This window comes from Klebsiella oxytoca (assembly GCF_009707385.1).
GTDB classification, from domain to species: domain Bacteria; phylum Pseudomonadota; class Gammaproteobacteria; order Enterobacterales; family Enterobacteriaceae; genus Klebsiella; species Klebsiella oxytoca_C.
The window spans coordinates 1,421,319-1,436,173 of sequence record NZ_CP046115.1 but is presented as its reverse complement, the minus strand read 5'-3'; the positions used below and the strand labels follow the sequence as shown (position 1 = coordinate 1,436,173).

Sequence of the window (14,855 nt, the reverse complement as noted above, 5' to 3'; positions counted from 1 at the left end):
AAAATATCGCCATCCCCCTTTCGTAAAGATACAGATGGAATCCTCTCTCTGATGGCAGCAAAAATTATTGACGGTAAAACGATTGCGCAGCAGGTACGCTCTGAGGTTGCGGAAAAAGTGAAGGCTCGCGTTGCAGCCGGATTTCGTGCTCCAGGGTTAGCCGTCGTGCTGGTCGGCAGCAACCCGGCATCGCAGATTTATGTCGGCAGCAAGCGCAAAGCGTGTGAAGAGGTAGGCTTCGTCTCCCGCTCGTACGATCTCCCGGAAACCACCAGCGAAGCAGAGCTGCTGGAACTTATCGATACGTTGAATGCCGATAGCGCCATTGATGGTATTCTGGTCCAGCTACCGCTGCCGGCGGGCATTGATAATGTCAAAGTCCTTGAACGCATTTCGCCGGACAAAGACGTAGACGGTTTCCACCCGTATAACGTTGGTCGCCTGTGCCAGCGCGCGCCGCGTCTACGCCCGTGCACCCCTCGCGGCATCGTCACCCTGCTCGAGCGTTACAACATTGATACCTACGGCCTGAACGCGGTGGTCATTGGCGCATCCAACATCGTCGGACGTCCGATGAGCATGGAGCTGCTGCTGGCAGGCTGCACCACCACCGTCACCCACCGTTTTACTAAAAACCTGCGTCATCACGTCGAAAACGCCGACCTGCTGATCGTCGCGGTGGGCAAACCGGGCTTTATTCCGGGCGAGTGGATTAAAGAAGGCGCCATCGTCATTGATGTCGGCATTAATCGCCTGGAAAACGGCAAAGTGGTTGGCGATGTGGTTTATGAAGACGCCGCCGCGCGCGCGTCTTATATCACGCCGGTTCCCGGCGGCGTCGGCCCGATGACCGTTGCTACCCTTATTCAGAACACGCTGCAGGCGTGCGAAGAGTATCACGATATCCAGGAGGCCTGAGATGGCGAATTTTTCTTTAGGCAAACATCCGCACGTTGAACTGTGTGACCTGCTGAAGCTGGAAGGCTGGAGCGAAAGCGGCGCGCAGGCGAAACTCGCCATTGCCGATGGTCTGGTCAAAGTCGACGGCGCGGTAGAAACCCGCAAACGCTGTAAAATCGTCGCTGGTCAAACGGTCAGCTTCGAAGGTCAGAGCGTTACTGTTACCGAGTAAAAGTACAGGCGCCGTCTCCCGGCGCCTGAAATTTCTCCTCGCCCGACAAATAGCATTTCGTTGACCATTATTGTCAGCGCAAGCACGTTAGTCGTTGGCAGAAATGCCGCAATCTTCTGAATCGCCGCCGCATAGTCAACCCGCCAGGTAACCAGCGCCACCTTCCGCATACGCCTTCTCCCCTCAGATGTTTAGCTTCACGCCAGGGCGGTAATCCATCCATTTGCCCAAAATCAGAATCTGAAGGGCGTGCCTTTACATAACGCACAGGGGATAATGCCAATCATTTTTCGGGATCACGTCATATGCCAACTATCATTACCCACGCCGCCGTGCCTTTATGCCTTGGTGCCGGACTGGGGCTTCGTATTATCCCACCGCGTCTGTTATTGACAGGCGTCGCGCTTGCCATGTTGCCGGACGCAGACGTGCTCTCTTTTAAGCTCGGCGTCGCCTACGGTAACGTCTTTGGTCATCGTGGTTTTACCCATTCACTGCTGTTTGCGTTTATTATCCCGCTGCTTTGCGTATTATTGGCGGGACGATGGTTTCGCGTCGGGCTGGTACGCAGCTGGCTATTTCTGACAACCTCTCTGCTGTCGCATAGCCTGCTGGACTCGATTACCACCGGCGGGAAAGGCGTAGGCTGGCTGTGGCCGTGGCTGGACGAGCGCTTCTTTGCGCCCTGGCAGATGATTAAAGTCGCCCCCTTTGCTTTATCGCGATACGCAACGCCATACGGCTATCAGGTCATTATTTCGGAGCTACAGTGGGTCTGGCTGCCAGGAGTCGTAATGGGTCTATGCCTCTGGATCTACAGAAGCACTGTACAGAATACAAAGGATTGAATATGCGTAGATTTATACTTACCGCCACGCTGGCGCTGTTCACATTTTCTCCCATCTCTTATGGCGACGAATTATCCGCCAGCGGCTGGTATGCCGCCTCTTCTGCGGCCGTCAGTATCGGCAGCTCTGCGCTGGTCAGCGGGATTATCCTCTCCCCTGTGCTTCTCCCGGTTTCACTGGTTATGACTTCAGTCGAAAAAGATAAAAAGAAGAACACGGCGTTGCTGAAGGCGCAGGATGCCGGCAAAAAAGAGGTGCAGCTGAAGCTCCCGCTAAAAGCCGCTGAAGATGGCAATCTCAAAGCGGGCGATAAAATCACCCTCGAAAAAGCACCTGAGGGAACGGGAGCTTATCTCAAAAAAGAGGGAAAAGTTCTGGCCCATATGGTTAATCAGGAGGATTCCGCCCTCTCCAGCAACCAGCCTTTATCGGCAAAATGAAACGATTAATACTCGCCTTATGGCTCAGCGTCGTTTCACTGAGCGCTAAAGCTAATAGCACGGACTGCACCATCGATGCCCCCTCGCCAGAAACTATCTCGGCGACGATGCATCAGGCACAGCAGCTCAGGCAGGTATTGAACAGCCAACCAGAATCCGTCGTCGTTCTCGTGCGCCAGGGCCAGGATATGTCCAGCAGAAACTTAACCTGGTCACACGCCGGTTATGCCATGCACCAGCCGGATGATAGCTGGCGGGTTTATCATAATTTAAACACCTGCGGCAGCGCCGAATCATCGCTTTATGTGCAGGGTTTGTATGAATTTCTGGCGGACGATCTGAAAAGCCCGCAGATTGTGATTCTGCGCCCGCGAGCGGGGCTTGTCGCGGCGCTACAGGCGCTTTTAAACAGCCCCATTAAGCTTAATCTGTTCCATAGCCCCCGCTACAATCTGATCGCGTGGCCCTTTTCCGGCCCCTATCAGAACTCAAACGGCTGGCTGCTGGAGGTTTTCGCCCGCGCCAACGATGGCAATATCTGGTCGCGTGACGACGCCCGCCGCTGGCTTGAACTTCAGGATTATCAACCTTCTGTCGTCAGCGCCAGCGCTATCGAACGATTAGGGGCGAAACTGTTTGCTCCCAACGTTTTCACCGACGATCAGCCAAAAAATCTGTTACGAGAGGGCAAGGTTGGGCTCAACAGCGGGGACAGCGTGATTCGTTTTCTTGCCCGCTACAGTCGGGCAATATCCGAGTGTGATCATTTGAATTTAGGTGATGCCGTTTGCGTCTGGCAGCCATAATGAAAGGGCTAGCTCTCCTCGTCTTCATCGGGCTGTCGTGAACCTGCGGCGGCATAGACGCTTAACAGGAAAATAAAAAACGCGCTCGCCAGCGAAGCTGCCAGGGCAACACACCACTTACGGTATTGGCTAGCAATATCACGACAGGCAATGGCGTTCTGCGGCGCATCAGCCATCACTATCACACAGACGGTTTTATCCCGCGGTGGTTCCGTGGCGTAGACCTGGGGAAAGCTTCCCAAATCCAGCGCGGTCAAATCACGAATAACATACGATTTATCGTTGAAACGATAGCGGACGCTGGCGACCCAGCCCGGAGAGACACGTCCGCCGCCGGTACCGTGAACATCAATGATATCGGCAGAAAGATACTGCCCATTGCGTTCAAACTCGCTCACACTCCACAGGCGGTACAAACACCAGATAGCCGACAACAATGCCAGCATGATAAGGCATTTTTTCACAACGACATCCCTGTAATACGCGGCGCCCCGGGCCGCCGCGTCTGATTACTTCCGGCGCCAGGTGGTACCCTGCGGGCCATCTTCCAGCACGATGCCCATCTCGTTGAGACGGTCACGCGCGGCATCCGCCGCCGCCCAGTCTTTCGCTTTACGCGCGTCCAGACGCTGCTGGATCAAGGACTCGATTTCAGCCACTTCTCCGTCGTCCGCCTGCGCGCCGCTTTGCAGGAAAGCGTCCGGCTCCTGCTCCAGCAGGCCCAGTACCGATGAGAGCTTACGCATATGCGCCGCCATCGCGTTGGCTGCCGCAGCGTCTTCGCCCTTCAGGCGGTTAACCTCGCGGGCCATATCGAACAGCACCGAGTAAGCTTCCGGGGTGTTGAAATCATCGTCCATCGCTTCAATAAAGCGCGCCTCAAAAGCCTCGCCACCGGCTGGTTCCGCGGTCTTATCGGTTCCGCGCAGCGCAGTGTACAGACGCTCCAGGGCTGAGCGCGCCTGTTTGAGGTTCTCTTCGCTGTAGTTAAGCTGGCTACGATAGTGGCCAGACATCAGGAAGTAGCGAATGGTCTCCGCGTCATAGAACTTCAGTACGTCGCGTACGGTAAAGAAGTTGCCCAGCGATTTGGACATCTTCTCGCGGTCAACCATCACCATCCCGGAGTGCATCCAGTAATTCACGTACTCGCCGTCGTGGGCACAGGTGGATTGAGCAATTTCGTTTTCATGGTGCGGGAACATCAGATCCGAACCGCCGCCGTGAATATCGAAATGGTTGCCCAGCTGCTTGCAGTTCATGGCTGAACACTCAATGTGCCAGCCCGGACGGCCAGCCCCCCACGGAGACGGCCAGCTTGGCTCCCCCTCTTTCGACATCTTCCACAGCACAAAGTCCATCGGGTTACGCTTCACGTCTACGACATCAACGCGAGCGCCAGCCTGCAGCTGATCGAGATCCTGGCGCGACAGCTGGCCATAATTAGGGTCTGTCGGCACATCAAACATAACGTCGCCGTTGTCGGCAACATACGCGTGGCCTTTGGCGATCAGCTGTTCGGTAATCTCAATGATTTCCGCAATATGGTGAGTGGCTCGCGGCTCCATATCCGGGCGCAGAATGTTCAGCGCGTCGAAATCTTTGTGCATCTCGGCAATCATACGATCCACCAGCGCAACAAAGCTTTCACCGTTTTCATTGGCACGTTTGATGATTTTGTCGTCAATATCGGTGATATTGCGCACGTATTTCAGCTTATAGCCGAGAAAACGCAGGTAGCGAGAAACCACGTCGAAGGAGACGAAGGTACGGCCATGGCCAATATGACAGAGGTCGTAAACGGTAATACCACACACGTACATGCCAACTTCCCCGGCATGGATAGGTTTAAACTCTTCTTTTTGGCGCGTCAGTGTATTAAAAATTTTTAACATCGAAGATTCCGTGTAGACGTGTGTGGATATAAGTCGCGTATTCTAACCTTAATTCAACCCCGAAGCAGCACACATTGCAAGGTGATCCAACCCCGCGGTTATGCTATAACACCCCCCTAATATCTCACCCGACTCCGGGTGCGGGCACCACAATCATCGGAACAGGATGCAAAAATGGTTACTTTCCACACCAATCATGGCGATATCGTAATCAAGACGTTTGACGACAAAGCGCCGGAAACAGTTAAAAACTTCCTGGACTACTGTCGTGAAGGCTTCTACAACAACACTATTTTCCACCGTGTTATCAACGGCTTTATGATACAGGGCGGCGGTTTTGAACCGGGCATGAATCAGAAAACCACCAAGTCGCCAATTCAGAACGAAGCAAACAACGGTCTGAAAAACACCCGCGGTACCCTGGCGATGGCCCGTACTCAGGCGCCTCACTCCGCCACCGCACAGTTCTTCATCAACGTCGCCGATAACGACTTCCTCAACTTTTCCGGCGAAAGCCTGCAGGGTTGGGGCTACTGCGTATTCGCAGAAGTCGTAGAAGGTATGGACGTGGTTGATAAAATTAAAGCGGTATCCACCGGCCGCAGCGGCATGCACCAGGATGTGCCGAAAGAAGATGTTGTGATCAAAAGCGTCACCGTCAGCGAATAATTCGTGGCGACACTTTTTATTGCAGATTTACATCTGCAAACGGAAGAACCGGCGATTACCGCCGGTTTTCTGCGTTTTTTACAGGGTGAAGCCCGCAAGGCGGACGCCCTGTATATCCTCGGCGATCTGTTTGAAGCCTGGATTGGTGATGACGATCCGAACCCGCTGCATCAGCAAATTGCCGCTGCGCTCAAAGCATTAGCCGAATCCGGCGTCCCCTGCTACTTCATCCACGGTAACCGCGATTTTCTCGTCGGTAAGCGCTTTGCCCGCGAAAGCGCGATGACCCTGCTGCCGGAAGAAAAACTTCTCGACCTTTACGGACGCAAGGTGCTGATTATGCACGGCGATACCCTTTGCACCGACGACGCGGGTTACCTGGCGTTTCGCGCGAAGGTTCACACCCCCTGGATCCAGCGCCTGTTTCTGGCCCTGCCGCTGTTTATCCGCCGCCGTATCGCCGCCAAAATGCGTGCCGACAGTAAAGCCGCTAACAGCAGTAAATCGATGGAAATTATGGATGTGAATCCTCAGGCGGTAGTTGACGTCATGGAGAAGCATCGCGTCCAGTGGTTGATTCACGGACACACTCACCGTCCTGCCGTTCATCAACTGGAAGCTAACGGCAAAACCGCTTATCGCGTGGTTCTCGGCGCATGGCATAGCGAAGGCTCCATGGTCAAAGTCACGCCGGAAGAGGTGGAGCTGATTCATTTTCCTTTCTGATGACCTGCAAGCACTATTCTGAAAAACACCTTCCGGCTGCAGAAACACTGTATTTACTCTCTCCTGCCAGGTTAATTTTCCGCCAAATCACTCTCAAGGAATGAGCATGCAAAAATGGAGTCAGTCCCTGATTTGGGGCATGGTTATCGCCGTCATCGGCCCGATTACCGCCAGCTATTTTGGTCTGGTGCTTATCTACTTCGGCTCGCTGTCCATAATGGGGCTAGCGGTTTTATTATGGGGAATCTATTTTTACGCGATTTATCTGCTCTGTACGCGGCCGCATGATGAGCGCTTTGTGCAAATATACATGCTGGTGATGAGCATCCTTATGCTGCCCTGGGGACTGGTGCTGGTTTTCACCTTTTTTGCCAGCGCGACCGCAGCCCATAATCAGCGCGTTTCATCAAATGACGAAGAGACAAAAGACGGCTAACCATGCGCACGCAACCGTTTTCCTTGCCGGGAGTTCATGCTATTCTCTGTGCCCTCTAAAGCAGTGTGAAACACACCCACAGGAGTTTTAAGACGCATGTCTTCCCGCAATAATTCGGCGCGTATCGCCATCGTGATGGGGTCCAAAAGCGACTGGGCTACCATGCAGTTTACCGCAGAAATCCTTGATGCCCTGAACGTTCCGTACCATGTCGAAGTGGTCTCCGCACACCGTACGCCCGATAAACTGTTCAGCTTCGCCGAGAGCGCGGAAGAGAACGGTTTTCAGGTGATTATTGCCGGTGCTGGCGGCGCGGCGCATCTGCCGGGCATGATTGCGGCGAAAACGCTGGTGCCGGTTTTAGGCGTGCCGGTGCAAAGTGCGGCGCTGAGCGGCGTTGACAGCCTCTACTCCATCGTCCAGATGCCGCGCGGTATCCCGGTTGGTACGCTGGCCATCGGTAAAGCCGGTGCCGCCAACGCCGCCCTGCTGGCGGCGCAGATCCTCGCCCAGCACGATGCGGAACTGCACCAGCGCCTCAGCGCCTGGCGACAGGCGCAAACCGATGAAGTGCTGGATAATCCCGATCCGCGGGGTGCGGCATGAAACAGGTTTGCGTTCTCGGTAACGGCCAGCTAGGCCGAATGCTGCGTCAGGCCGGCGAGCCGCTGGGCATAGCGGTCTGGCCGGTCGGTCTGGAAGCCGACCCGCAAGCGGTGCCGGTACAGCAAAGCGTGATCACCGCGGAGATTGAACGCTGGCCGGAAACCGCGCTGACCCGCGAGCTGGCGCGTCATGCCGCTTTCGTCAACCGCGACGTTTTCCCGATTATCGCTGACCGACTGACGCAAAAGCAGCTGTTCGATAAACTGGCACTCGCCACCGCGCCGTGGCAGCTTCTGGCAGATAAAAGCGAGTGGCCAGCGGTATTCGCCCGCCTCGGCGAGCTGGCGATCGTTAAGCGTCGCGTCGGCGGCTACGATGGTCGCGGCCAGTGGCGTTTGCGGGAAAATGAAACCGCGCAGCTGCCGGATGATAACTACGGCGAGTGTATCGTCGAGCAGGGGATTAACTTCTCCGGCGAAGTCTCGCTGGTCGGCGCACGCGCTCAGGATGGCACTACGGTCTTCTATCCGCTAACCCGCAATCTGCATCAGGACGGTATTTTACGCGCCAGCGTCGCTTTTCCGCAGGCCAATGCCCGCCAGCAGGCGCAGGCCGAGCAGATGCTGTCGGCAATTATGAGCGAACTTAACTACGTTGGCGTGATGGCGATGGAGTGCTTCGTTACCGCCGATGGATTGCTAATTAATGAACTGGCGCCGCGCGTGCACAACAGCGGCCACTGGACGCAGAACGGCGCGTCAATTAGCCAGTTTGAGCTGCATCTGCGGGCGATTACCGGCCTGCCGCTACCGCCGCCGGTGGTGAACAGCCCGTCGGTGATGATCAACCTTATCGGTACCGATCTCAACTATGACTGGTTGAAGCTGCCGCTGGTGCATCTGCACTGGTACGACAAAGAGGTGCGTCCGGGGCGTAAAGTCGGGCACCTGAACCTGACCGACAGCGATACCGACCGCCTGAGCGCGACGCTGGAAGCGTTGAAGCCGCTGCTGCCGGCGGAATACACCAGCGGTATCTTCTGGGCGCAGGCGCAGCTGGCGTAATCCTGCTTCCCGCAATCCCGGCTTGCGGCGCGCTGCGCCTTAGCCGGGCTACCAGACCCAATCATTCGCCCCGTAGCCATTCGACCAAATCCGCAAACCGCAAGACCCCGTAGCCCGGGCAAGGCGCTCTGCGCCGCCCCCGGGGAAAAAGCGCACGATATTTCAGAGTCTGCTTCGCCGCTTGATTTCACCTGTGCATCAGGGCTTAATGCAGGTTCCCGCCAGCCCGGCGAGGGTATCATCGATGCGCGACAGTGCGCCAATCCATGCTCGCTTGCCCCGGCGGCGCACGTAACCGCTTACCGCCGCGATTTTCGGTCCCATCGCGCCGTCGTCACGGGCAAAAGGCGCCAGCTCTTCCGGCGTCGCTTCGCGGATCGGTCGCTGCATCGGGGTACCCCAATGTTCATATACCGCATCCGCGTCGGTCAGGATCACCAGACCATCGGCATCAATCTGCTCAGCCAGCAACGCGGCGGCGAGGTCTTTATCAATCACCGCCTCCGCGCCGCGCCCGCATTCCAGCACTGGGATCCCGCCGCCACCGCAGCATATCACCGCGTGCCCCTCGCCCAGCAAGCGCTCAATCGACTCGCTCTCTTCAATCCTTACCGGCGCCGGCGAGGGAACCACCCGGCGCAGGTACTTGCCATCGCGCTTCATCGTCCAGCCGTACTCCGCCTCCAGCTGTACCTGTAGCTCCGGATCGTAAACCGGGCCAATAAACTTCTCCGGGGATGAAAAAGCCGGGTCGTTCGACGCCACCGCAATGCGCGTCATCACCGTCGATACCGGCGGCATCTGTGACTCCTGCGCCAGACGCTGGGCCAGCATATAGCCAATCATGCCCTGGCTCTCCGCCACCAGCACGTCCAGCGGATAAGGTTCAACGTCGCCGTAGGCCAGATTTTGCAGCGCCAGCAGCCCCACCTGCGGCCCGTTGCCGTGCACAATGGCCAACCGATACTTCTGCGCCAGACGCGCCAGCGCGGGAACCGCGCTATCGATATTGCGGTACTGATTTTCTACGGTCAGCGCTTCCCCGCGCTGCAATAAAGCGTTGCCGCCAAGGGCAACAACCAGCGTTTTCATAAAAAGTCCTTAAATAAGATGTTGCGCCAACCAGAATCCCAGAAGCGTGTCGGCGCCGGAGGTGTGCCCCATCGCCAGCAAAGCATCAACGGCGGGTTCAATACGTCGCCTGGTTTGAAGCGCCTGAACAAAATGCATAAGCGGCGAGGCGAAGCGCCCCTCGCTGGCATAGCGTAGATAGTTGACGCTCACCTGCGTCGTGGCGGCGTGCAGATCGCCGGAAGCGCGAAAGAAAGTTTGCCCGCCGTGGCGGGACATTTGCCCCGCACACCACGCCGCCAGCATCATGCCGATCAGCATGTCGTCCAGGCTCGGCGTCAGGCCCGGCCCCTTACCCAGCCACAGCCGCCAGTCGACAGCGCTGCCGGCCAGCGCGGAGGCAAAACAGTGGCGAAGCTGCCGCAGCTCGGAATGCTGTGGCAGCTCGATAGCCTGCGACAGCGGCCCGAATAGCCCGGTCTCCTCTGGGCGATTCACCAGCGCTATCGGCAGATAAGCGCCATCAGGCTGATAACGCAGCCGCAGGGAGCAGCGCCGGCACGGTGGCGACAGCAACAGGTCACCGATCTGAATACCGTTATCGCGCGCTCGCGGTAAAGCCCCCGCCCGCAGCGCCGCATGTAAGCGGATAAAATCGCGATGGCGTAATACCCATCCGCCGGGGCTAATCCCCTGCCCCCGATGATGAAGCGTCAGCAGCGCGCCGCCTTCAACATAGAGATTGATAGTGCGCTGCCAGAGGCCGCCGGTTCGCCAGGGTTGGCGATGATCCGGCGCATCAATGCTGCCTATCAGCGGATGAATCGTCTCCATCGCGCCTCCTCAGTTCACGCCCAGCTCGTCCGCCAGCGCTTCCAGCGCCAGTTCGAAACAGGCCAGCGGCGCTCTGACGGTCCCGGCGCCAATCTGGCCGATCCCCGCCTCTTTGTGAGCGATCCCAGTGTTGATCAGCGGAGTAATGCCGGTTTCAACCACCCGGCGAATATCCAGCCCCAGACAAGCCCCCTGGAAATCCCAGCCCGGAATTTGCAGCTGCATATTGCGCTCAAGGAAGATTTCCGCCATCTCTTCGGAAACGGATTTCGCCGCGTCCATTCCGCCCGCGCCGACAAAACGCGTCACGCCTGGGGCCGCGATCATCGCCGCGCCGCCAATACCGAAGGTTTCGGTAATCGCGCTATCGCCCATATCCGGGTTGGCCTGCTCTTGCGAGAAACCGGTGAAGAACAGCCCCTGCGGCGTATTGACCGGCGCGGTAAACCAGCGCTCGCCCAGCCCGCTGACGCGAATGCCGAACATGTCGCCGTTGCGGGTCATTGCGGTGACGATACTGCCCGCACGGATCTGCGCTCCGGCGTCCATCGCTGATTTACAATAAGCCATCGCCAGGTTGAGGAAGAACTGATCGGTGATGGCAAGAAAATCCATCACTTCGGCGATCTGCTGTTTGTCGTGATTGAGGCGCGCCAGATGCGGCGCCAGCGTGCGCATCAGCAGCGCGGAGGTGGCGATATTACGCTGGTGGAATTCATCGCCCATGGTAATGCCCTGCGCCATCATCGCGGTCAGGTCAATACCGCGCTCCATCTGCTTCAGCGCCGCGCTAAGAACCGGCATCAGCACATCGCGCATCCAGCGCAGGCGCTGCTGCACGTCTTCGCCGTAGGCGCCGAAACGCATCACCTTGCCAATCCCTTCATTCAGGTTGCAATACGCGCGGTTGCCTTCGGCGACGTTCTCCACCACCAGCATCGGCATGTTCGGCGAAGTAATCCCGCCCATAGGCCCTACGGCGTTAACGTGGTGGCAGGGAATAAAGGTAATGTCGCCGCCTTCCAGCATCGCATGGGCCGTTTTTTCATCCGCCGCCCAACCTTCGAACAGGCATGCGCCAATACAGGCCCCTTTCATGGGACCAGTCATCTCCTGCCAGCGCATCGGCGGCCCGGCGTGGAGCAACGTTTTATTCTGATTCAGCGCCGCAATTAAAGAACCCGCCGGCTTCACATCCAGCCAGTGCGGACGTGCATTACGAATTCGTTCTATTACTGCGTCGTTGGCCTGCGCCACTGATGTAAACATAGAGACCTCTTATTGCAAACGTTCTAATAAATGAGCCAGTTTCTTATTTCCCCCAGCGATCGGCGCCCACTGATAGTGAACAACCGGCGTTCCGGCGGACTGTAAATCAAGCGCGAAGCTGCGCAGGCCAGCGTTAATCACCGCCACGCCGTCCAGCAGGCTGGCGCGCGGGGCCAGTTCAGCCATTTGCGGTGGGTTAATCAGCGCTGCCGCCAGTAGAGTGGCTTCCGGGAGGCTGTCGACCACTATAATCCCCGCATCTTCCAGAGCGGCTATCTGGCGGGAACGGCACTGCGGGTCGGTTTCGGTGCCGGTTATCGTGGCGATAATATGCAGCGGATGGCTATCGCCCCTGAGCGCCCAGGCCTGCTGGCATGCCGTCACCAGCGACCCGGCAGGATCGGCGGTTGCGCCGTAGCCAATCACCACATCCAGCAGCAGTACGCCCACCTGAGTTTGTTCGCCCAGTTCGGCAATCAGCTGGTTGCGCAAGGAGGGATCGATCATCGGATGCGGGCGCCCTACGGTGTAAAAATCATCGCCGAGGTCGACGACCTGGTGACCCTGAGCGTTGAGCATCATGCCCTGCGGATGATGTTCATCGGGAGTGATGTTCAGGCGCTCAGCCAGCAGCCCGGCGGATTCCGCAGCCAGCGTGCCGCCGGTGTACAGGCCGCGAATCTGCGTTCCCGCTACCGCCGTGAGGGTTTGCTGTTGACGCGTAACCCGCGCCAGCAGGCAGGCCAGACGTCCGGCCTCATCAAGCGTGCGGGCGAACCAAACGTTTTCATCGCGTATGTTTTTTGGCGCATAGCCAAGAAATAGTGCCACCACTGGCTTGCAACTGCGTTTCATGGCGCTGATTATCTTCAGGCGCACCGCCTCGGCGGGCGGTTTGGAAACAAAGGCCAGCACCTGGCTCTGCTCGTCCTGTGTCAGCATTTCCAGCGCCGTTTGTGCGCTAATACCGCCCACTTCAGCGCTCAGGTCTCGTCCGCCGAGACCAATCGCATGGCTGATCCCTTCGCCGCCGAGGACAATTTGCGAGACCAGTTCCTGGATGCCGGTCCCGGATGCGCCAATCACACTGATATTGCCGTCTGGCGTAACGTTGGCGAATGCCAGCGGGGTACCGGCGATCATGGCGGTGCCGCAGTCCGGCCCCATCACCAGCAATCCTTTGTCACGGGCGCGGGTTTTCAGGGCGATTTCATCTTCCAGGATGACGTTGTCGGAGAAGATCATGACGTTTTTCTCGCTACTGAGCGCCTGGTGGGCAAGCTCGGCGGCGTACTCTCCGGCAACGGAAATTAAAGTCATATTGGCCTGCGGCAATTTTTGCGTCGCGCTTTGCCAGCGACGAACCACGCTGAGGCTCTGACTCTGCCCGCTCCCCTGCGCCAGTGCGGATAATGCTTCATCCAGACGGGCAATAATCATTTTCGTCACCGACGCATCCGCGCAATCGGTGCGAATCGCCACGCAAATATCATTTGGCGTGGCGGTGGTAAAATCGTCGTGCCAGAAACCGGTGGTTTCCAGCAGCGCTTTATTTGCCGGTGTGCCCATCATGACCGAAACATCATCGACATTTTCTGACTCACTCAGCTTACGTGAAATAATCATTAAACTGACTGAATCCTGAAAACAGCCCTTTTTAATAAAGGCATGGATCATAATAACTCCCCAATAATTGCACCCATTGCAATTGAATGAGCATGGTTAATCTGCAATCAGGCTAACGGGATAAAATTACTGTCGGCGTGACCTGAATCACATGGAAATTATTACAAAATGCTTTCAAATAAAGCTAAAGGAATTAGCCCAATTTTTTTAATGAATAGATTAACAAGCTCTCGTCTGATAAACCCACGGCGATTATCAAATAAAATCTAACTAACTATTTTTACCAATACAGATCACAATTTAAGTTTATTTTCCCCGTATTTTAATCGGCAGTCAGGCTCTACACCGTCGTTAAAAGGAAGACAGATGAAAGTCAGTCGGGAAACACTTCATCAGCTTATTGCCAATAAGCTGAACACAGCAGGGCTTACTCGTAATCACGCGGATATTATTGCCGATGTGCTGGTTTATGCCGATGCCAGGGGAATTCATTCGCACGGCGCGGTACGCGTTGAATATTATGCGGAGCGGATTTCAAAAGGCGGAACCAATCGTAACCCCACCTTTACCTTTGAAAAGAGCGGCCCCTGCAGCGGCATTTTGCATGCCGATAACGCCGCCGGTCAGGTCGCCGCCAAAGTGGGCATGGAACACGCAATTGAGATCGCTCGCGAAAACGGCGTGGCCGTGGTCGGCATTCGGCGTATGGGGCACAGCGGCGCAATCTCCTATTTTGTCCAGCAAGCGGCCCGCGCCGGGTTTATCGGGCTTTCGCTGTGCCAGTCAGACCCGATGGTGGTACCTTTTGGCGGCGCGGAAATCTATTACGGTACCAACCCGTTGGCCTTTGCCGCCCCCGGCGAGGGCGACGATATCATCACCTTCGATATGGCCACTACCGTGCAGGCCTGGGGGAAAATCCTCGACGCCCGCTCGCGCCGTGAAACCATCCCCGATAGCTGGGCGGTGGATAAAAACGGCGCGCCGACCAGCGACCCGCTTGCCGTCCACGCTCTGCTGCCGGCAGCCGGTCCGAAAGGCTACGGCCTGATGATGATGATCGACGTGCTCTCCGGCATTTTGCTCAATCTTCCCTTTGGTCGCCAGGTCAGCTCAATGTACGACAACCTGAGCCAGGGACGCGATCTGGGGCAGCTGCATATCGTTATCAACCCGGAGTTTTTCTCCTCCAGCGCGTTATTCCGCCAGCATATCAGCGACACCATGCGCGAATTAAACGCCATTACGCCAGCCCCTGGGTTTAACCAGGTTTATTACCCTGGGCAGAATCTGGATATCAATGAGAAAAACAGCGCCGTCGACGGTATCGAGATCGTTGATGAGATTTACGACTATCTGGTTTCGGACGCTTTATACAACCGCTCTTATGAGACCAATTCCCCTTTTGCTCAATAAATTAAGATACAGGAGTT

General features: G+C 56.7%; 18 protein-coding genes. 11 read left to right on the top strand and 7 right to left on the bottom strand.

All coding sequences use genetic code 11. From position 1 onward, the window contains the following. Positions 1 to 51: 51 nt before the first annotated feature. Both folD and ybcJ read left to right on the top strand, forming a co-directional pair. Positions 52 to 918 carry a bifunctional methylenetetrahydrofolate dehydrogenase/methenyltetrahydrofolate cyclohydrolase FolD gene (gene folD / locus GJ746_RS06690; RefSeq protein ID WP_154679485.1) on the top strand — a complete coding sequence of 289 codons (867 nt, stop codon included), beginning with the start codon at positions 52 to 54 and terminating at the stop codon, positions 916 to 918. Between the two features lies 1 nt (position 919). Further along, positions 920 to 1,132, top strand: a complete 213-nt coding sequence (gene ybcJ, locus GJ746_RS06685; protein ID WP_154679484.1) for a ribosome-associated protein YbcJ — start codon at positions 920 to 922, stop codon at positions 1,130 to 1,132. On the opposite strand, the gene GJ746_RS06680 is transcribed toward ybcJ, so the two are convergent. Then, positions 1,108 to 1,302: a hypothetical protein gene (locus GJ746_RS06680; RefSeq protein ID WP_154679483.1), complete on the bottom strand. Its 195-nt coding sequence runs from the start codon at positions 1,300 to 1,302 to the stop codon at positions 1,108 to 1,110. The genes ybcJ and GJ746_RS06680 overlap by 25 nt on opposite strands. A 135-nt stretch (positions 1,303 to 1,437) precedes the next feature. Here GJ746_RS06680 and GJ746_RS06675 point away from each other — a divergent pair, with 135 nt between their 5' ends. From GJ746_RS06675 to GJ746_RS06665, 3 genes are read left to right on the top strand one after another with little or no spacing between them, the layout of a single operon-like run. Next, on the top strand, positions 1,438 to 1,980 hold the full coding sequence (locus GJ746_RS06675) for a metal-dependent hydrolase (protein WP_154679482.1): 543 nt from the start codon (positions 1,438 to 1,440) through the stop codon (positions 1,978 to 1,980). Positions 1,981 to 1,982: 2 nt separating this feature from the next. Beyond that, on the top strand, positions 1,983 to 2,420 hold the full coding sequence (locus tag GJ746_RS06670) for an STM0539 family protein (protein ID WP_154679481.1): 438 nt from the start codon (positions 1,983 to 1,985) through the stop codon (positions 2,418 to 2,420). Further along, entirely contained in the window at positions 2,417 to 3,226 is an 810-nt protein-coding gene (locus tag GJ746_RS06665; protein WP_154679480.1) for a DUF2145 domain-containing protein, read from the top strand. The genes GJ746_RS06670 and GJ746_RS06665 overlap by 4 nt, the downstream gene beginning before the upstream one ends. Before the next feature lie 8 nt (positions 3,227 to 3,234). On the opposite strand, the gene GJ746_RS06660 is transcribed toward GJ746_RS06665, so the two are convergent. Further along, complete coding sequence (locus GJ746_RS06660; protein ID WP_154679479.1) at positions 3,235 to 3,690, bottom strand: hypothetical protein; 456 nt, start codon at positions 3,688 to 3,690, stop codon at positions 3,235 to 3,237. A 45-nt stretch (positions 3,691 to 3,735) separates the two neighbouring features. Continuing rightward, the gene (cysS, locus tag GJ746_RS06655) at positions 3,736 to 5,121 is read right to left on the bottom strand and encodes a cysteine--tRNA ligase (RefSeq protein ID WP_154679478.1); all 1,386 of its coding nucleotides are present in this window, start codon (positions 5,119 to 5,121) and stop codon (positions 3,736 to 3,738) included. Positions 5,122 to 5,295: 174 nt separating this feature from the next. Between cysS and ppiB the strand changes: the two genes are divergently transcribed. The 5 genes from ppiB (at position 5,296) to purK (ending at position 8,622) form a co-directional block, all read left to right on the top strand. Continuing rightward, positions 5,296 to 5,790: a peptidylprolyl isomerase B gene (gene ppiB / locus GJ746_RS06650; RefSeq protein ID WP_154679477.1), complete on the top strand. Its 495-nt coding sequence runs from the start codon at positions 5,296 to 5,298 to the stop codon at positions 5,788 to 5,790. Positions 5,791 to 5,793: 3 nt separating this feature from the next. Continuing rightward, the gene (gene lpxH, locus GJ746_RS06645; protein ID WP_154679476.1) at positions 5,794 to 6,516 is read left to right on the top strand and encodes a UDP-2,3-diacylglucosamine diphosphatase; all 723 of its coding nucleotides are present in this window, start codon (positions 5,794 to 5,796) and stop codon (positions 6,514 to 6,516) included. Between the two features lie 100 nt (positions 6,517 to 6,616). Continuing rightward, a complete protein-coding gene (locus GJ746_RS06640) occupies positions 6,617 to 6,952 on the top strand; it encodes a hypothetical protein (protein WP_413773427.1) in 336 nt (111 codons plus the stop codon). Between the two features lie 96 nt (positions 6,953 to 7,048). Further along, the gene (gene purE, locus GJ746_RS06635; RefSeq protein ID WP_154679474.1) at positions 7,049 to 7,558 is read left to right on the top strand and encodes a 5-(carboxyamino)imidazole ribonucleotide mutase; all 510 of its coding nucleotides are present in this window, start codon (positions 7,049 to 7,051) and stop codon (positions 7,556 to 7,558) included. After that, entirely contained in the window at positions 7,555 to 8,622 is a 1,068-nt protein-coding gene (gene purK / locus GJ746_RS06630) for a 5-(carboxyamino)imidazole ribonucleotide synthase (RefSeq protein ID WP_154679473.1), read from the top strand. The genes purE and purK overlap by 4 nt, the downstream gene beginning before the upstream one ends. Before the next feature lie 198 nt (positions 8,623 to 8,820). On the opposite strand, the gene GJ746_RS06625 is transcribed toward purK, so the two are convergent. The 4 genes from GJ746_RS06625 to GJ746_RS06610 are packed head-to-tail and all read right to left on the bottom strand — an operon-like array spanning position 8,821 to position 13,473. Beyond that, on the bottom strand, positions 8,821 to 9,714 hold the full coding sequence (locus GJ746_RS06625; protein WP_154679472.1) for a carbamate kinase: 894 nt from the start codon (positions 9,712 to 9,714) through the stop codon (positions 8,821 to 8,823). A 9-nt stretch (positions 9,715 to 9,723) separates the two neighbouring features. Then, complete coding sequence (locus GJ746_RS06620) at positions 9,724 to 10,527, bottom strand: DUF2877 domain-containing protein (protein WP_154679471.1); 804 nt, start codon at positions 10,525 to 10,527, stop codon at positions 9,724 to 9,726. 9 nt (positions 10,528 to 10,536) lie between these two features. Beyond that, positions 10,537 to 11,796 carry a DUF1116 domain-containing protein gene (locus tag GJ746_RS06615; protein WP_154679470.1) on the bottom strand — a complete coding sequence of 420 codons (1,260 nt, stop codon included), beginning with the start codon at positions 11,794 to 11,796 and terminating at the stop codon, positions 10,537 to 10,539. A 9-nt stretch (positions 11,797 to 11,805) separates the two neighbouring features. Further along, positions 11,806 to 13,473, bottom strand: coding sequence for an acyl-CoA synthetase FdrA (locus GJ746_RS06610; protein WP_154679469.1), 1,668 nt, complete (start codon positions 13,471 to 13,473; stop codon positions 11,806 to 11,808). Between the two features lie 315 nt (positions 13,474 to 13,788). Between GJ746_RS06610 and allD the strand changes: the two genes are divergently transcribed. Then, positions 13,789 to 14,838, top strand: coding sequence for an ureidoglycolate dehydrogenase (gene allD / locus GJ746_RS06605; protein ID WP_154679468.1), 1,050 nt, complete (start codon positions 13,789 to 13,791; stop codon positions 14,836 to 14,838). Positions 14,839 to 14,855: the final 17 nt, after the last annotated feature.